Annotated in this window: 14 protein-coding genes and 2 tRNA genes; 9 read left to right on the top strand and 7 right to left on the bottom strand. The window is 63.4% G+C overall.

The features are described 5' to 3' along the window. Positions 1-49 precede the first annotated feature (49 nt). On the bottom strand, positions 50-3430 hold the full coding sequence (locus tag NKJ67_RS33425) for a hypothetical protein (protein ID WP_352585607.1): 3381 nt from the start codon (positions 3428-3430) through the stop codon (positions 50-52). A 95-nt stretch (positions 3431-3525) separates the two neighbouring features. Between NKJ67_RS33425 and NKJ67_RS33430 the strand changes: the two genes are divergently transcribed. Then, a complete protein-coding gene (locus tag NKJ67_RS33430) occupies positions 3526-3993 on the top strand; it encodes a peroxiredoxin (RefSeq protein ID WP_127258257.1) in 468 nt (155 codons plus the stop codon). Between the two features lie 151 nt (positions 3994-4144). Next, a complete protein-coding gene (locus NKJ67_RS33435) occupies positions 4145-5449 on the top strand; it encodes a M23 family metallopeptidase (protein WP_127268135.1) in 1305 nt (434 codons plus the stop codon). A 49-nt stretch (positions 5450-5498) separates the two neighbouring features. Here NKJ67_RS33435 and NKJ67_RS33440 read toward each other — a convergent pair whose 3' ends face one another. Then, positions 5499-6728 carry a M20 metallopeptidase family protein gene (locus NKJ67_RS33440; RefSeq protein ID WP_352585610.1) on the bottom strand — a complete coding sequence of 410 codons (1230 nt, stop codon included), beginning with the start codon at positions 6726-6728 and terminating at the stop codon, positions 5499-5501. Next, positions 6715-7893, bottom strand: a complete 1179-nt coding sequence (locus NKJ67_RS33445; protein WP_352585612.1) for a M24 family metallopeptidase — start codon at positions 7891-7893, stop codon at positions 6715-6717. The genes NKJ67_RS33440 and NKJ67_RS33445 overlap by 14 nt, the downstream gene beginning before the upstream one ends. Positions 7894-8111: 218 nt before the next feature. On the opposite strand from NKJ67_RS33445, the gene NKJ67_RS33450 reads away from it, so the two are divergent. From NKJ67_RS33450 to NKJ67_RS33470, 5 genes are all read left to right on the top strand, one after another. Beyond that, positions 8112-9278, top strand: a complete 1167-nt coding sequence (locus NKJ67_RS33450; RefSeq protein ID WP_352585614.1) for an ROK family transcriptional regulator — start codon at positions 8112-8114, stop codon at positions 9276-9278. Next, positions 9275-10039, top strand: a complete 765-nt coding sequence (locus NKJ67_RS33455; RefSeq protein ID WP_127268132.1) for an ATP-binding cassette domain-containing protein — start codon at positions 9275-9277, stop codon at positions 10037-10039. The genes NKJ67_RS33450 and NKJ67_RS33455 overlap by 4 nt, the downstream gene beginning before the upstream one ends. 39 nt (positions 10040-10078) lie before the next feature. Next, the gene (locus tag NKJ67_RS33460) at positions 10079-11119 is read left to right on the top strand and encodes a sugar ABC transporter substrate-binding protein (protein ID WP_127381265.1); all 1041 of its coding nucleotides are present in this window, start codon (positions 10079-10081) and stop codon (positions 11117-11119) included. A gap of 148 nt (positions 11120-11267) precedes the next feature. Then, complete coding sequence (locus tag NKJ67_RS33465) at positions 11268-12263, top strand: ABC transporter permease (protein WP_164898763.1); 996 nt, start codon at positions 11268-11270, stop codon at positions 12261-12263. Between the two features lie 13 nt (positions 12264-12276). Continuing rightward, positions 12277-13047 (top strand): SDR family NAD(P)-dependent oxidoreductase, encoded by a 771-nt coding sequence (locus NKJ67_RS33470; protein ID WP_352585617.1) that lies wholly within the window; start codon positions 12277-12279, stop codon positions 13045-13047. Positions 13048-13110: 63 nt separating this feature from the next. On the opposite strand, the gene NKJ67_RS33475 is transcribed toward NKJ67_RS33470, so the two are convergent. Beyond that, positions 13111-13186: transfer RNA gene (locus NKJ67_RS33475), tRNA-Val, on the bottom strand. 216 nt (positions 13187-13402) lie between these two features. Between NKJ67_RS33475 and NKJ67_RS33480 the strand changes: the two genes are divergently transcribed. Beyond that, positions 13403-13479 (top strand) — tRNA-Asp (locus NKJ67_RS33480). A gap of 129 nt (positions 13480-13608) precedes the next feature. Here NKJ67_RS33480 and rbsK read toward each other — a convergent pair. From rbsK to NKJ67_RS33495, 3 genes are read right to left on the bottom strand one after another with little or no spacing between them, the layout of a single operon-like run. Further along, the gene (gene rbsK / locus NKJ67_RS33485; protein WP_352585619.1) at positions 13609-14553 is read right to left on the bottom strand and encodes a ribokinase; all 945 of its coding nucleotides are present in this window, start codon (positions 14551-14553) and stop codon (positions 13609-13611) included. 4 nt (positions 14554-14557) lie between these two features. Then, positions 14558-15010, bottom strand: a complete 453-nt coding sequence (locus NKJ67_RS33490) for an RbsD/FucU family protein (RefSeq protein WP_127266590.1) — start codon at positions 15008-15010, stop codon at positions 14558-14560. 21 nt (positions 15011-15031) lie between these two features. Further along, positions 15032-16090 (bottom strand): ABC transporter ATP-binding protein, encoded by a 1059-nt coding sequence (locus NKJ67_RS33495; RefSeq protein WP_127322988.1) that lies wholly within the window; start codon positions 16088-16090, stop codon positions 15032-15034. A gap of 289 nt (positions 16091-16379) precedes the next feature. Between NKJ67_RS33495 and NKJ67_RS33500 the strand changes: the two genes are divergently transcribed. After that, positions 16380-18044 carry a type 2 periplasmic-binding domain-containing protein gene (locus tag NKJ67_RS33500; RefSeq protein WP_352585621.1) on the top strand — a complete coding sequence of 555 codons (1665 nt, stop codon included), beginning with the start codon at positions 16380-16382 and terminating at the stop codon, positions 18042-18044. Positions 18045-18187 lie beyond the last annotated feature (143 nt).

Consider the following 18187-nt stretch of genomic DNA (forward strand, 5'->3'; position numbering starts at 1 on the left):
GGACCGGTTGATTTGACACTTTGCGCGCGGCGACCATGATCCGCGCCACTCACCTATACTCAAAAATCGACCTGAATATTCCGGGCGCGATCACCGACAGCGGATTGATGTCCAGCAGCGGCTTGTTGGCATTGCCTTTGAGCCGGTAGGTGACGCCGATCAGGCCACGGTCACGGCCATTGCCGAGCAGCGCGCCAACGATGGGCAATTCGCCGAAGATGCGATTGAGGCCATAGACCGGCATGAATGTGCCGGTCATGTCCATGTTGTTGTCCTGGTCGTAGAGCGTGCCCTGGAACGTCGTGCCGATGCGCGGTCCGCGCAGCACGCCATTGGCCAGTTTCAGATAGCCGCTGCCCTTGTCGATCTCAGCGTAACCGCGTTCGAACTTCACCCGCGACGTATCCAGCTTGCCTTTGACCGCCTGATTGAGGCTGCGGTTGTCGCCGGCCGGCGTGGTCGAGACGATGGAGGCCAATTTCGGTTCGTTGACCACGAAAAAGTTGCTGGTGTCGACCTTGCCCCTCAGCGATCCGTCGCTCGGCCCCGCAAGCGCCAGGGTGATCGTTCCGCCTTCCATATGCTCGTAGATGTTGAGGAATCTCAGGATGGCGCCGGCGTCCGCGGACTGCATGTTGAGCGTGCGCCGGCCGGCGCCGGTGGTGTTGCTGATCGATATGGCCGCACCTGAACTGGCCGTGGCGCTGACCTTCAGCCCGTTCACCCGCGAGCCGGCCGCGCTGTAGTCGAGCTTCAGGTTGGACAATTGCTCGTCGTGGAAACCGGTCAGCCGGTCGACATCGGCGCTGACGGAAATGGCGTCGGAACCGGTGGTCTTGGTAGCCGTGTCGACGTCCGAGGTGAACTGCTTGATGAGCGAGCGGGCATCGAGCGCGTTGCCCGTTATGTCGACCGCATAGCCCTTGCCGGATCGCTTCACCGACACGGCAACGTCGTCGCCCCTGTTCAAGGTGACCTTGCTGAACCGCGCCGACGACAAGGCGCCATTGACCAGCACGATGCTGCCGTCGACGGAGAACGTCTTTCCGTCGAGGTCGAAATCAGACAGCGTCATGGTGTCGCCGGACCTGGTCATGACGAAGGTGACATTGGCGGGGACCCCCGCCCCCTTGCTCCAGCCGGCCCAGGGAATGTCCAGCCTGGCGTTGGTCAGATCGGCCGAGACGTTCTGGTCGCCGCCGCCGTTCTTGTCGATCGCCACCTTCACCGTTCCGGCAAGCAGCGGCTTCAGGCCGGGCATGGCGGCAGCGCGGATCTTGTCGTCGAGCACCAGGGCCACCTTGCGGCTGCGTGCCGGCCCGTCATCCCTGAGCGGCTCTACCAGATCGAGTTCGGCCGGAATGCCGTTCAGCAACGCCTTGGCGGAGATCACCGCCTTCTCCGGATCGACTGTGATCGAACCGTCGGCATCCGTCACGATCTGGCCCTCGAAGGGCTTGGCCAAGGACATGCCGCTGTAGTCGAGCGACACCAGCCAATCGAGCTTCGAGGAGTCGACGCCGGACTGCAGCGGAATATCCGCCTTGACGTGGCCGGTGACGCTGCCCGACAGGTCTTCCGGCAGGATGCCGACATGGCGCATGGCGTTGATCGGCTCGTAGGATGCGAGTTCGGCAACGGCGGATGCGTCGCCTTCAACATCGATGTCGAGCGCACCGACGACCGGCGGGCGGTTGGCCGCCTTGACTGTCAGCGTGCCGTTGCTGGCCGCCACGGTGCGGCCGCTGGGCATGTAGACGGTGCCCGAGGAGAGCGAGATATCGACATCGTTGCCGTGGAAACCAACGACGCCGACCGCGTCGCGTATCGGTGGGATGCGGCCGGCGGTGTCGAATCGCGATCCCTCGATCTGGAAGCGGCCGAACACTTCATCGGCCGAAAGCGGCACGCCGTTGCCGAGGCGGCCCGGCACCACCTGGAACTGAAGGTTGGCGTCGACGACACGGCCGCCGAACAGATTGGCCAGCACCCACAGCCGGGCATTGCGCGCCGAAAACCACGGCCATAGCTGCTTGACGTGAGAGACCTGCATGTCGTGGATGTTGAACGCCAGATTGATCCCCGGCACTTTGCCGTCGACGAACGCCACGGCGGCGGTACCAAGCATCTCGCCGGAGCCGGCGGACCGGAGCGCGATCTGCTCGGCGACCAATTTGTGGCTCACAGTGTTGTAGACGCCGGCAATCCGGGCGAGGAAGGTGAGCGCCGGCTCGGGCGACTCCGAAGGCGCAAGCGACGACCCGTCGCTGGTCAGGTCGTAGCGATAGGAGGGCTCTTCACCCACCGCTCCGCTTGCCGGCTTCGGCCCGATCGACCCGGCGAAATCGAATATCGAGCGGCCGGTCTTCAGCAGCAATCTGTCGACCTGGACCTTGTTGCTGCCCGCAACCAGCGTCGCATTGATATCGACGTCCGCCGGCAGCAGTCCTCGCGTGCCGAGATCGAGGACAGAACCCGTCGACGACAAAGCGGCCGTCAGCTGCGATGCGTTCACGCCGAACCCTTCCGATCCCGTCAGCTTCAGCGCGACTGTTCCCAACTTGCCGGCAGCGGCCGCCGCGTCGCCGGTATCGGCCAGATCGATGCTTGCATCCAGCGCCGTGACCCGGTGCGCCGCGATATCACGGGTGGCGGTCGCGGCAACGGTAAGCGTCCTGCCGTCGATGTCAGCCGTGGACGAGAACTGCATGCCGCCCGGGCCCGACTGCACGACGGTGGCGTCGGTGATCTTGACGAGCTTGATCGCTCCGGTTTCGGGCAGCACGAATTCGACATTGCGAAGATCGATCCGGCGCAGCGAATCCTCCCGCACGGCATCGAGTGCGTGGTTGATGTTTCCGAACACCGCGGCGGACAGCTTCTCCGGATCGATGAGGCCGTCCGCATTGCGCAGGCCGGCGGTCCAGTCGCCGCCGGACGGCATCGCAGCCACGACGATGCGGGCATCCGAGATCCTGGCGCTGGTCAGCCGCACGTCTCCCCACAGCAGCGGGAACAGACGCACGCCGAAGCGCACGCGGCCGGCATCGGCCATCGGCTTGCCGTCCGATGTCTTCAAGCTGACGTCGCTGACCTGAAGCGCGATGAAACTCGAACCGTCGAGCGTGATGCGGGCAGGCCCGACCGCGACATTGACATCGACGCCCGCCAGTTTCTCGAGCGCCGTTTCCGCCTCGGTGCGAAGCCGGTCGGCTCCGATGCCGGAGGCGCCAACCAGATAAACGAGCACGGCGGCCAGCAGCACGAAAGCGACCAGACCGGCGAACAGTCGCGACAGGATGCGAAAACCGCGTCCGATCGAAGCCTGACCGAGCGGCGGCACACGGCAGGCGGACGGAAAGGTCCCCAGGTCGGTGATCTCATCACGCCTGAACCGGATCTTCTCGTGCTGCGGTCGCTCCTGATCCACGCAATTTTCCGTTGTACGAACTCGATCGTGGACGAATCCCCGTCCGACACTATATCGGTGTGGCTTCGCGCGTAACCTCAAACAAGGGCATCGGTATGGCTGACCTCGACGTAGGCGATCTCGCGCCGCAATTCGACCTGCCGCGGGACGGCGGCGGATCAGTCAGCCTTGCCGCATCGTCCGGCAAGCCCATCGTGCTCTATTTCTATCCGCAGGACGACACAACAAGCTGCACACAGGAGGCGATCAGCTTCTCGCAGCTGAAGCCGGACTTCGAGAAGGCCGGCGCCGTGGTGATCGGCCTGTCGCCCGACCCCGTCAAGAAGCACGACAAGTTCAAGTCGAAATACAATCTCACCATCGACCTCGCCGCCGATGAGGAGCGCAAGGTGATCGAAGCCTACCATCTGTGGGTCGAGAAATCGATGTATGGCCGCAAGTATATGGGCGTCGAGCGCGCGACGTTCCTGATCGGCCGCGACGGGCGGATCGCCAGGATTTGGCGCAAGGTCCGCGTCAAGGGCCATGCGGAAGAGGTGCTCGAGGCCGTTCGCGCGCTTTGAGGTTTTGCCGGCGAGGTTGGCCCGGTTTCCCTTACAACCATATGCACGCCTGGCGGGCGTTCGCTGCGGGCAAGCCGACGCTGCAAGCCTTTGTTAACCTTAATAATGTGTAGTCAAGCTGTCGTGGTGTCGTAAACGAAAGCTTGGTCCCGTGAACGCAACCGGTCAGTCCGCAGTATTCGGCAGGCGTAAGGAGCCCCATACGGTCATCATCGCCCGTGGCAACGAGATCAGGCATTTCACGATCCGACCGTGGCTGGCGGCCTTTATCGGCTCGGCGCTCGCCGCCATTGCCGTCGGCTACCTCATGGCCACCTCCTATCTCGTTCTGCGCGACGATTTGATCGGCGCCACCACGGCGCGTCAGGCGCGCATGCAGCAAGCTTATGAAGATCGCATTTCGGCGCTTCGCGCCCAGGTCGACCGCATCACCAGCCGGCAGTTGCTCGACCAGCAGCTGATGGAAACCAAGGTCAGCGAACTGCTTGAACGGCAGAGCCAGCTGAGCCAGCGTCACGGTCGCCTTGGCCCGCTGCTCGAACGCGCCGAGAGCGAGGTCGGCGCAGCGCCGGCCGAAGATCCGGCAGCGGTCGCGAAGCCGGACAAACGCGCCGAAGTGACCGGCAGCATCAAGGAGCCCGCGCGGAACTATGCGGTCGCCAGCCTGAGCGCCGATCCCGGCGCCGGCGACACAAGGCCGTTCTCGCTGTGGTCGACCCGCTCCGATCCGCTGCCCAACGATTCAGCCGCCGATCGTGCCGACAAGCTCTTCGTCTCGATCAACCAGTCGCTGAAATCCATCGAGAGCGACCAGTTGACCCGCATCAGCACGCTTGCCGACAATGCCTACAAGAGCGCCGATGCCATTACCCAGGCGCTCGAGGCGGCCGGACTGCCCGTCGACAGCGACTTTGGCAAGGGCGACAGCGATGTCGGCGGACCGCTGATCCCGCTCGACAGTTCGATGATGTTCGACAGCAAGGTCAAAGAGTTGGACGAAGCGCTTGACGCCCTCGACCATCTCAAGAAGGAAGCGCGCCAGTTGCCGCTGACCAACCCCGCACCGGGCCACTCCGTCACCAGCCCGTTCGGCGTGCGCACCGACCCGATCCTCGGCACCGCGGCATTGCATTCCGGCATGGATTTCAGGGCCCCGATCGGCATGGCCGCCAAGGTCACCGCACCCGGCACCGTCACCAAGGCCGGCTGGAACGGCGGCTATGGCCGCATGGTGGAAGTCGACCACGGCAATGGTTTTGCGACACGTTACGGGCATCTCAGCGAGATCGACGTGACCGTCGGCGAGAAACTGGACGCCGGCGCCGTCATCGGCAAGACCGGCAGCAGCGGCCGCTCGACCGGCCCGCATCTGCACTACGAAGTGCGCCACAATGGCGAAGCGATCGATCCCTTGCGCTTCCTCACGGTCGGCAAGAAGGTCGCCCAATATCTGTAAGAGATGCTGGGCTCCTGCCCCATGCGCCGATGACCATCATGATGGCTGACTAAGGCGCTCCCGTCGACAGAAACGCCGTCGCTGCCGAAACCAGGGTGGCCGCGCCGACCTTCAACGCGGCCTCGTCGACACGAAACCGGGCGTGGTGGAGCGGAAACACCGATCCGACCGCTTCGTTGCGGATGCCGAGCCGGAAGTAGACCGACGGGCGTTTCTCGCTGTAGTAGCCAAAATCGTCAGCGATGGTCCATCCGGGCGTGTTGAGGACGTTGTCGGCGCCGATGCAGGCCTTGGCGCTGGCGGCAATCAGCTCAGTCATCTCGACATCGTTGACGACACCCGGTTCGCCCTTGTGGATGTCGACCTCGACACGCGCCCCGTGGCTCGTCGCCATACCCTCGGCTATCGTACGAACACGGCGCCAGGCCCGCTCGCGGGTTGCATCGCTGCCGCTGCGGATGGTGCCTTTCAACGTGACCTTGCCGGCGGTGACATTATAGGCGTTGCCGCCATTGATGGCCGTCACGGAAATCACCAGCGGGTCGTACGGGTCGATCTCGCGCGAAACGATCTTCTGCAATTCGCTCACCAGGGAGCAGGCCACGGCCAACGCATCGACACCTTCATGCGGTTTTGCCGCGTGCGCGGCCGAGCCGATGACGACCACATCGAACGTGTCACAGGCCAGAGTGTATGGACCGGAGCCGACGGCGATCTTGCCGGACTGCGTGTAGGGATCGACATGGACGCAGATCGCGGCGTCGATGTCGTCCAGAAGCCCCTCTTCCACCACCCGCCTGCCGCCCGACGGTTCGTCTTCCTCGGCCGGCTGGAAGATCAGGCGAACGGTGCCGCCAAAACTGTCCCGCGACCGGTGAAGATGCGCGGCCACCGCGAAAGCCATCGATGCATGGGCGTCGTGACCGCAGGCATGCATCACGCCTGGATTCGTCGATGCATAATCGACGCCGGACTCCTCCTCGATCGGCAAGGCATCGATGTCGGCGCGAATGGCGATCTTTCGATTTGACGGCTTGCCGGTGCCGACAATATCGACGGCAAGGCCAAAGCCGGCAACGTCGCGAATGTCGGCAATTCCCTGATCCACCAGCATCTGCCTGAGATAGCGCTGCGTGCCGGCCTCCTGGTTCGAAAGCTCGGGATTGCGGTGCAGATGGCGGCGGACCTCGATCATCCGATCGAGAATTCCGGCGGCGATATCGGTCGTCACGGTTGTCGCAACACCATCCGCCGTGGCCGAACCCTCAGGATTTGACATGGATCTCTCGCGGGAACTTCGTCAGGGTCTCATGGCCGGTTTCGGTGACCAGGATGGTCTCGCTGATCTCGATGCCCCAGCCGTCCATCCACATGCCGAGGATGGAATGAACGACGTTGCCCGGTTCAAGCACGGTCTTGTCGCCCGGCCTGAGGCTGATCGTGTGCTCGCCCCAATCCGGCGGATAGGCGACCCCGATGGAGTAGCCGATGCGCGATTCCTTCTTCAGTCCGTAGCGCTGGATGACCTTGCGCCAGGCTGCTTCAACAGCTTCGGCAGTCGTTCCTGGCCGGACCGCGTCGAGCACCGCATCCATGCCCTCGATCACCGCTTTTGCCGTGTCCGAAACATTTGTCGGCGTCTTGCCAAGCTGCATGGTCCTGGCGAGGCCTGCGGCATAGCGGCGGCAAACGCCGGCAAGTTCCAGCGCAATCGTCTCGTTGTCTCCGAACCGCCTGTCGCTCCACATGATGTGCGGCGCCGAGGCATTCTCGCCACCGAGGATTGTCGGTGGAAGAGCGGTGATGTCGCCGGCAAAATCCGGGCTGCCTGCGATCTGCGCCGCCTGGATGGCGGCGATGGCATCGCACTCGCGAACACCCGGTGCGATCACCTCGAAGGCCCGCGTGACGGCCGCTTCGGCCAAGGTGGACGCCTTGCGCAAATAGGCGATCTCGGGCGCCGATTTGACCGCGCGGATCCAGTTCACCAGCAGGTCGGCATCATGCCATTTTGCATTTGGAAGTCCCGCGACAAGCCGGGCGTGCGCCTTGGGAGAGAAATAATAGGCTTCGAGTTCGATGCCGATATGTCTGACACCCCAGCCCCTGGCGACGATCCAGCTCGCGATCCAGTCCATGGGATGGCGATCGACGCGCTGAACATGATCTTCCGGAAAGCCGATCACGTTTTCCGGTTTCATCCAGGCTGTCAGAAGACCGCCGGCCGCATCCATGGCGCGCCCGATCCAGACCGGCTCGACCTCCTCGATTGGAACCAGCACCACCTGCGGCGTGTAGAACGACCAGCCGTCATAGCCGGTGATGTAATGCTGGTTGGCAACGTCGTTGACGACAAGGAGTTCGAGACCGCGCTTCGCCATCTCGGTGCGTATCTTGCGAAGCCGCTGTTGGTACTCGTCGCGGGCAAACGGCAATTCGATCATCTTTGCTCCATCTTTGTCAGATCAACGGTCGCGGGGTTCGCTCACCATTGAAGGGGTTTCGATCAGGCGGCAATCAGCCAGGGCGGCGTGTGAGCAGGTCCTGAACCGAATACGTCCTCCTGCTTTCGACCCGGGCTTCGTTATCTGACTATTTTTGAATTCCATTTGACTGAATAAATAAGCGGTGCCAAGTTACGCTCTCCTAAGGGGCGCAAGGCATGGCACTGCGGGGGACCAATCAGGAGTTCGGGCGGCCGTACAACCGGCGCATCGTGCTTGAGTCCATCCGCCTTCATGGACCGATCGCCCGCGGCGAGATCGCCCGGCGCGTCGGCCTCACCGTGCAGACGGTGTCGACCATCGTTCGCGAACTGGAAGATCAAGGCTACATCCTGTCGCTGCGCGAAGAGCCGAAGGGGCGCGGCCTGCCGCCGGCAACGCTCCGGATCAACCCCGATGGCGGCTATGCCGTCGGCATCCACATCACTCCGCTTGGTATCAGCGCCGCCTTGATCAATCTGAGCGGCGACGTGATCGAGAGCATCTACCGCGAGGCGCCGAACGCGGCGCCGGACCACGCCTTCGAGCTGATCGGGGCGATGGTGGTGGAATTGACCAGACTACGGGCTGGCGGGCGGGTGCTGGGCGTCGGCATGGCCCTGCCCGGCCCATTCGACGTGGAGTCCATGAGTTTCGTGGGGCCAACCACCATGACCGGCTGGAAGAATGTGGCGCTGCGCGAACGGCTGGCGGCCTCCACCGGATTACCGGCCTTCTTTGAAACCGATATGGCAGCGGCCGCCATGGGCGAGCGCCTCTACGGCCTCGGCGCCCAGTTTTCCGAATATTACTATCTCTATTTCGGCGTTGGCCTTGGCGGCGTCATGGTTCATGACGGCAGCGCCTTGCGCGGCGCCTGGGGAAATGCCGGCGAGATCGGGCACATTCCCGTTATTCCGGGCGGCGAGGCCTGCCCGTGCGGCAACAGCGGCTGTCTCGAAAGATATTTGTCGCTCGAGGCACTCCGGCGCTGGAACGGCAGCGAGGCGGATTGGGTCGCCGAAGTCGCACCGATCTTTCACAACGCCGTCGCCGTCATCGAGAACCTGTTCGACCCGGAGACGGTCATCCTCGGCGGGCTGGCGTCCACCGACCTGCTCGAAATGCTGGCTGGTTCGGCCGGAGGCCTGCACAACTCCGTCTCGGCCCGCAAGGACCGCACGACGCCCAGGGTTGTGGTCGCGCGCGGCGGACAGCATTCCGTGCTGCGCGGCGCCGCCGCCCTTGCGGTTTCCGGGGTGCTGTCACCTCGCTTCGGGCAGATGTTCGCGGCCGAACGCGAACGCGAGCGCGACCTTCTCAAAGGCAGGGAGATTGCGGCATGAGTGAACCCCTGCTGGTGCTCGACAACGTCACCAAGAACTATGGCGCGATCGAAGCGCTCAAGGGGATCAGCTTCTCGATCGGCAAGGGCGAGGTCGTGGCGCTGCTGGGCGACAACGGCGCCGGCAAATCGACACTGGTGAAGATCATATCGGGCGGACTGGAGCCGACCTCCGGGCGCATGCTGTTCGAGGGCAAGGAATTCCTTGCCAAATCACCAGCCGAGGCCAAGGCGGCCGGCATCGAGACCGTCTACCAGGATCTCTCGCTGTGCACCAATGTCGACGTGGTCGCCAATTTCTTCATGGGCCGTGAGATCACACGCAAGTTTCTCGGCATTCCCGTGCTCGACGAGCGCGCCATGGAAGCCGTCGTCGGAAGGGCGCTGGCCAATGCCGGCACCCGCATTCCCTCGCTGCGGGCCAATGTCGAGCATCTCTCGGGCGGCCAACGGCAAGCCATCGAGCTCAACCGTTTCGTGCACTGGGGCGGCAAGCTGGTGCTGCTCGATGAACCGTTCGCCGCCCTCGGCGTCGAACAGACACGGCGCGGCCTCGACATGATCCGCCAGGTGGCGAACCAGGGCATCGGCGTCGTCATCATCACCCATATCATGCAGCAGGCTTTTCAGGTCGCCGACCGGATCGTGGTGATCCGCCAGGGCGTCGTGGCCGGCGATGTCGCACGCAATAAAACAAGTCCCGATGCGGTGATCAACATGATCACCGGTGAGACGCTTGCCGGTGCCGGACCGACAGGCTGAGGGACAAAAGAGGGGTCCGGCTTAAGAGGAGCGAACGACATGAAGCGAATACTTCTTGCTGTCTTCGGTATCCTTGCACTGGCCTTTGCCACGCTCACGCCGGCATTCGCCCAGTCCAAGGGTATCGTCTACTATATGGTGCCGACGCTGCTGGACGAGTTCCAGACCGGCTCGGTGAGCGCGCTGGAACTGTTCCTGAAGCAGACCGGCTACGAGATGAAGACGCTGAACGCCGACAACAAGACCGACGCCCAGCAATCGCAGATGAACGATGTCATCGCGCTGAAGCCGGCGGCCATCATCCTGGCGGCAGTCGACTTCAATGCCCTGAAACCGTCGATCGAGGCGGCCCGGGCCGCCGGCATCCCGGTGGTCGAGTTCGACCGCCAGATCACCTCGACGCCATCCGACTTCACCTCTGTCGCCGGAACGGTCGAGATCGGCTACGTCGCCGCCGACCAGGCCGAGAAGCTGCTGAAGGCAAAGCACGGTTCGGTGAAGGGCAAGGTGCTGCAGGTCCTCGGCGACCCCGGCGACCCCTATACGCTCGACATCCAGAAGGGCTTCGAGGAGAAGATGAAGGCGTTTCCCGACGTCAAGATCATCTCGCTTCCGGCCATGCAATGGGAAGCCAGCAATGCCGGCACAATCGTTGCCGACCAGATGCTGGCGAACCCGGACATCGACCTGATCTTCAGCCATGCCGCGCACCTTTCGGTCGCCGCCGTCGCCTCGCTCGAGGCAGCCGGCAAGAAGCCGGGCGACGTCATGCTGATGAGCTCGAACGGCGCTCCGGTCGGCCTCGACCTGATCCGCAAGGGTTGGCTCAATGCCGAAATCGAGCAGCCGCTCTACGCGCAGGCCGCGGCTGTCGCCATGTTCATGGACAAGATCGTCAAGAAGCAAGAGATCAAGCCCGGCGAATACGACGTGCTCGGCTTGAAATCGACCGTGACCAAGGAAGCCTGGGGTCCGAACATCAAGATCCCCGGTGCCGCCATCACCAAGGAAAACGTCGACAACCCGGCCTTCTGGGGCAACCAGAAGCCGCCGACGGACACCGTCAAATCGGTCGAATAGTCATTGAAAGCGCTCCGGGCCGTAACGGCCCGGAGCCTGCCCCTTCACAACGCCGCGTCCAAAAAGACGCCGTGGCGAATTTGAATCCGCGCCCGAACCCGACGAAATCGAATTGATTTCGCGGGGCATGCGCCAACCGGATCAGCCCATGAACCCGCGCACACGCAAAGCCCTGGAGTTCGTACTCGACAACCTCGTCTGGTTCATGCTGCTGTTCGTGCTGGTGGTCTTCTCCATCTTCGTCCCGAACTACTTTCAGCTCGGCATCTTCGCCAACATCATCGAGGCTTCCAGCGTGCTCGGCGTCATGTCGATCGGCCTGGCGCTGGTGATCATCGCCGGCCACATGGATCTGTCGGTCGAATCCGTCGCAGCGCTTAGCGCCATGGCGGTCGGCATCCTGTTCTGCTCGTCGGGCATCGGCATGGGCGTGCAACTGCATCCCGAATGGCTGATGGTCCCGGTTTCGCTGCTGCTGGCGCTGGCCGTCGGCGGTCTCATCGGCGCCTTCAACGGCTATCTGGTGGTCAAGGTGAAGATGAGCGCCTTCATCATCACGCTGGCGTCCTACATCTGGGTGCGCGGCCTCGTGCTGGTCGTGTCGGGCGGCCGCTCGGCGCAGGATCTTGCACCGGCCATCCGCTGGTTCGGCATCCAGCGCCTTGTCGGCCTGCCACTTACCGCCTGGATCGCGGTTGGCTGTTTCGTCGTCTTTTCGCTGATCATGGCGAAGACGCCGTTCGGCCGGCATCTCATCATGATCGGCGGCAACGAGACGGCGACCTTCCGCGCCGGCATCCGGGTGAACCGCAATCTCATCATCGCCTTCGTGCTTGCCGGCGCGATTGCCGGCCTTGCCGGCTGGCTGCTGGCGATCCGCACGTCGGGCGCCACCGCCAATCTCGGCGTCGGCCTGCTGTTCAACGCCTTCGCCGCGGTCGTCATCGGCGGCGTCAGCCTCAAAGGCGGCGTCGGCACCCTGCCCGGCGTCTATGCCGGCGTGCTGCTGCTCTCGGCCATCAACACGGCGATCAATTTGATGGGCCTGCCGGCCAATTTTACCCAGGTGATCCACGGCCTGCTGGTGCTGGCGGCCGTGCTGCTCGACGCCTTCAAGCAAACCATTCGCCAAAGACTCGCATGACAGGACGGCTCGCATGACCAATCGGTTACAAGGCAAGGTAGCGCTGATCATCGGCAGCGCCCGCGGCATCGGCAAGGGCATCGCGCTACGCTTTGCCGAGGAAGGCGCAAGGCTGGTGCTCGCCGACACCGAGGCCGATGCCGGGCAAGCCACCGCTGACGAGTTGGGCGTCCCCTTCATCCGCACCGACATCTCGCAAATGAGCGACGCCGAGGCCGCCGTGGCGCTGGCGCTGAAGCAGCATGGCCGCCTCGACATCATCGTGCAGAATGCCGGCATCTATCCCTGGCAACTGATCGAGAACACCAGCGCCGACGACTGGGACCGCGTCATGGCGGTCAACCTGCGCGGCACCTTCAACGCCAGCCGCGCGGCCCTGGTGCCGATGAAGGCGCAAGGCTTCGGCCGCATGCTCTACACCTCCTCCATCACCGGCCCGCATGTCACCAGCCCCGGCCACGGCCACTATTCGGCCAGCAAGGCCGGCATCAACGGCTTCATCCGCGCCGCGGCACTGGAATTCTCCGGCTACGGCATCACCGTCAACGGCGTCGAGCCCGGCAACATCCTGACCGAAGCCATCGAGCTGCATCGCGGCGCGGCCTACATCAAGAACATGGAGGACTCCATTCCGCTCGGCCGCCTCGGCAACCCGCGCGACGTCGCCAACGCCTTCCTGTTCCTCGCCTCCGACGATGCCAGCTACATCACCGGCACGACCATCGTCGTCGATGGCGGGCAGTTGCTGCCGGAAGGCAATGATTTTCGACTGTTGCCGCCGTGATTGCAGCACCCACCGAACGACTCGGTTCCGTGTCTTGGCAACAGTTTGAATGGACTAATGGAATGGTGGGCGATGACGGGCTCGAACCGCCGACATCTTCGGTGTAAACGAAGCGCTCTACCAACTGAGCTAATCGCCCGCTCCGGGCCGGACCTTTAAGCGGTCAGGGTCCGCTTCGCAAGGCCAAATGAGCGCAGGACGCCCTGGTTGGATGCCGGTTTTGCCAACAAAACGCCGGCTGTCAAAAAACCTTCTCCTGTTTGCTGTTATGCTGTCCTGTCACGCTTGACACCCGGTGGCGAACCCCTTATCCAGCGCCCCAACGACGAACACGGCTGACACGTGTTCGCCATGCGCGGGTGTAGCTCAGTTGGTTAGAGTGCCGGCCTGTCACGCCGGAGGTCGCGGGTTCGAGCCCCGTCACTCGCGCCATTTCTCTCAAGGGTATCAAGCTCTTGGCTTCAGAGAAATGTCGACATTGATTGTCAAAAATATTGTCTTGCAAGAGACCTGAGGTCACTCAGGTCCTTTCAGCCCTTGCCTACGCTTGGCCCTGCAAGATCACCCCCTCGCCAGCAGTGCCTCGACCTCCTGCAACGTCGGCATCGACGGTGCAGTCCCCGGTCGCGTCACGGAGATACCGGCGACGGCGCAGGCGAAGCGCACCGCTTGCAGCGGCTCCACGCCCCTCGAAAGTGCTGCGGCAAGCCCGCCATTGAAGGCATCGCCTGCCCCCGTGGTTTCGACCACCGGGCCGGCGCTGACGGCTGGAACATGGTCGGAGCGCTCCTTCGAGTGCAAAAGCGCGCCCTTGTCGCCGAGCGTGACGATGACCGTGCCGACCCGCTTTTTCAGCAGACTGTCCGCGGCGCGCCGCGCCTCGTCGACCGAGGACACCTTCATCCCGGTCAGTTCCTCCGTCTCGGTCTCGTTGGGCGTAAGGTAGTCGCAGAGCGTGTAGATGCGGTCGGGAAGCTTTGCCGCGGGGGCCGGGTTGAGGATCGTCGTCACCCCTGCCCCACGCGCGATCTCCAGCGCCCGCATGGCGGCTTCGATCGGCTGTTCGAGTTGGGTGACGAAGACGCCGGCACCGCCGATCAGCGTGGCATTGGCTTCGATATCGGCTGGAGAGATCAGCATGGCAGCACCGGGGCTGACGATGATGGCGTTGTTGCCGGTGGTCTCCTCGACGAAGATGTAGGCCGCACCGGTGTAGCTTTCCGGCGTATTGATGACGGCATTTTTCACGCCCGCCTGCGCCCAGGTCTGCCTCGCCATGTCGGCGAAGGGATCGACGCCGAGGCGGGTGAGGAAGGTGACGTCGGCGCCGAGCTTGCCGGCGGCAACCGCCTGGTTAGAACCCTTGCCGCCCGGCCCCAGCGTGAAGGATGTGCCGAGGATGGTTTCGCCCATGCGCGGCTGCCGCTGCGCCCTGTAGGCGGTGTCGGCGACGAACACACCCAATATGACGACAGCCTTCATGACGACCGGCTTGCCCGAAGCCATGCCGCTACTGCGCATCCGGCGGCACGACGCCCTTGCGAAAGGCGAAGCAGCCGTAGAAGCGGCGCTCACCTGTCTGGATGACGCAATAGGCCTGTTTGGCGCGCTCGTAGAAGGCATAGCGCTCGACCGCGATCATCGGCCACGACTTGCCCTCGGCCTTGTCGACCTCCCTTTGCACTTCGCTTTGTACGGGCGGAATTTCGTCGGGCTTGCCCACAATTTCCATGCGCGCGGCCGAGTCGTCGACGAATGTATCCAGTGGGTAGAGCGACAGCACCGCCTTGACCACTTGCGCCGCCGAGGCATCGATGCGCAGCACGCGGCCGAGCGCCGTCTGGCGCGCCACGGAATCGGACGGAAAATTGGTGTCGGCGATGATCAGATCATCGCCATGCCCCATTGCCCGCAATGCCTGCAGCACGTCGGCATTGAGCAGCGGGTTGATGCCTTTGAGCATGGTATTCCTCGTGAGTTGGGATCAGAGACGCTTGCCGGTCTCTGCGTCGAAAAGATGGATCTGGTCGAGCCGTGGCTTCAGCTTCAACGTATCGCCCGGCTTGAAGTCGTGACGCTCGCGAAACAGCGCCACCATCTCGCCTTCGCCGAAGCGCAGGAACACCAGCGTTTCCGAGCCGGTCGGCTCGACCACCGAAATCTTCGCCGGCACGCCATCGGGATGGATTTCGAGATGCTCCGGTCGCACGCCATAGACGACGGCTTGCCCGTCCTGTGCGGCGTTGCCCGATGCGATCGGGAACAGCGTGCCCGCGATGTCGACACCGGGCTTGTCGCCTTTGCGCATGGTGCCCTTGAGCAGGTTCATCGACGGCGAGCCGATGAAGCCGGCGACAAACAGGTTGGCCGGTCTGTCGAACAGCTCCAGCGGCGCGCCGACCTGCTCGATGCGGCCGTCGCGCATGACGACTATCTTGTCGGCCATGGTCATGGCCTCGATCTGGTCGTGGGTGACATAGATGGTGGTGGTCTTCAGCCTCTGGTGCAGTTCCTTGATCTCGGTGCGCATCTGCACGCGCAGCTTGGCGTCTAGGTTGGACAGCGGCTCGTCGAACAGGAAGACCTGCGGATTGCGCACGATGGCACGGCCCATGGCCACGCGCTGTCGCTGGCCGCCGGAAAGCTGGCGGGGATAGCGCTTCAGATAGGGATTGAGGTCGAGGATATCGGCGGCGCGCTTGACCCGCTCTGCGACCACGGCCGGATCGGTTTTCCTGAGCTTGAGCGCGAAGGCCATGTTCTGCTCGACCGTTTTGTGCGGATAGAGCGCATAGTTCTGGAACACCATGGCGATGTCGCGCTTGGCCGGCGGCAGATGATTGACGACGCGGTCGCCGATGGCGATCGTACCGGCGGAGACGGTCTCCAACCCAGCCACCATCCTGAGCAATGTGGACTTACCGCAACCCGAAGGGCCAACCAGCACCACGAACTGTCCGTCTGCGATATCGACGCTGACTTCGTGCAGAACCTTGACCGTTCCAAAGGCCTTGGCCACCTTGCTGATCGCGACTTGCGCCATATCTCCCCCATCGGCTCCATTAGCCGTAGGCGCAGAAGCTAACCAACGCGACCTGTCAGGGCAAGTCGGTCCCTTATAGATAAAAACCCGCTCTCGTTGACACGGCGTTGGGTTGTGAGAATAGTGGCAGGCGTTGGTCAAAATGTCGGTATCCGATCCGCAATCGGAACCTCAATCGACGCAGGGTGGGGTCCTGCCTAATTCGTTTCCGAAACGGGAGCATCGTTGGCGCTCCGGCGTCCGACAGTTGGCCGATTTATTCAAACTGATGTTCTGGGAGGAATAGGCGATGAGAACGGGTCTTTACGACAAACTGGTTCGAGCCGGCGCCACAAGGCGCGACATATTGAAGGGCGCGGCCAGCATGGCCGCGATCGCAGCCGCATCCAGCGCCGGACTTGGCGCCTTGACGCGCCCGGCTTCCGCGGCAAGCGAATTGCGCACAAAAATCCTGCAGATCCCCGGCGTCGGCAAAGGCCAGCCGACGGACGCCGACTTCCAGAAGGTCGGTGAACTCTGCCTCGAAGCGACCAAGGCCAATGTCAAGGAAGGCGAATTCGCCGGCGTCGAGTTGACCTTCATGGGTCTCAACAACCAGAACCTGCACAATGTGCTGTTCCGCGGCTTCCTGAAGCCATGGGAGACCTACACCGGCGCCAAGATCAACTGGATCGACCTGGCGCAGGCCGACTACAACGCCCGCCTGCAGCAGTCGATCGCGACCGGCACCGTCGACTTCGACATCATCGAAATGGGCGCGCCGTTCGAAGGCGATGTCTGCGGCAAGGGCCTGACGTCGGAAATGCCCGACTGGGTCAAGACCCAGATCGATTTCGACGACCTCGTCAGCTATCTGAAGCCGCCGGTCGGCACCTGGGACGGCAAGCAATACCGCGTGACCGTCGACGGCGACGCGCACAACTTCAACTACCGCACCGACGTGTTCGCCGATGCCGACCTCGCCAAGGCCTGGAAGGATGGCGGCGGCGAAGGTGAATGGGGCGTACCGAAGACCTGGCAGCAGGTTCAGGCGGTGACCAAGTTCCTCAAGGGCAAGAAGCTCAAGGACCAGGACGTCTATGGCTATCTCGACGCGCCAAAGCCCTGGGGCGGCTTCGGCTTCTATTTCCTCGGCAGTCGCGCCACCGCTTATGCCAAGCACCCCGACGACAAGGCCTGGCTGTTCGACGCCGACACGATGAAGCCGCGCGTCAACAATCCGGCCTGGGTGCGCGCCATCCAGGACGTCATCGACGCGCTGCCGTCCGAGCCCGCCGACCAGATCAATGCCGATCCGAACACGACCGCCTTCCAGCAGTTCCTGGCCGGCACCGGCTCGATGGTCACTTGGTGGGGCGACGTCGGCTCCAACGTCAAGACCAACGACTCTTCCGTCGTCGGCGACGTCACCGGCTTCTCGATCCTGCCGGGCTCCGACGATGTCTATAATGCGAAGACCGGCGCCTGGGACAAGCTCGCCAGCGGCCCGAACTATGCGCCCAACTGCGCCTATCTCGGCTGGGGCGTCTATGTCATGGCCCGCGTCGATGCCGACGAAAAGAGGAAGAAGGCGGCATGGTCCGCCGCCGCCCATCTCGGCGGCAAGGACCTGTCGATCTGGACGGCGATGTATCCGTCGGGCTTCCAGCCCTACCGCAACTCGCATTTCGACATTCCCGAATGGGTGGCGGCCGGCTACGACGAGGCCTTCATCACCTCCTACCTCAAGTCGGAATCAGACAGCTACAACCATCCGAACGCGGCGATCGAGCCACGCATCCCCGGCATCTTCCAGTACTACAGCGCCGCCGAGGACATCCTGGCCAACACTTTCGCCGGCAAGATGAAGGCGCAAGAAGGCGCCGACGCCATCGCGGCGGCCTGGGAGAAGCTGACCGATCAGATCGGCCGCGACAACCAGATCAAGCTCTACAAAGCTTCGCTCGGCATGTAGGCTGGCCTATGAACCGTGGGGCCCCCCCGCACCCGGACCCACATTTCGCGGCGACCCCGCAGAGGCTGCCGCCCAACCTCCGCGTGTATATGGAGGACCGCGAAGGACCCCGAAAAACAGGGCCGCCGGGGGCCGCCCGGGCG

The sequence above is a fragment of the Mesorhizobium sp. M0088 genome (assembly GCF_040322895.1).
In the GTDB taxonomy this organism is placed as follows: domain Bacteria; phylum Pseudomonadota; class Alphaproteobacteria; order Rhizobiales; family Rhizobiaceae; genus Mesorhizobium.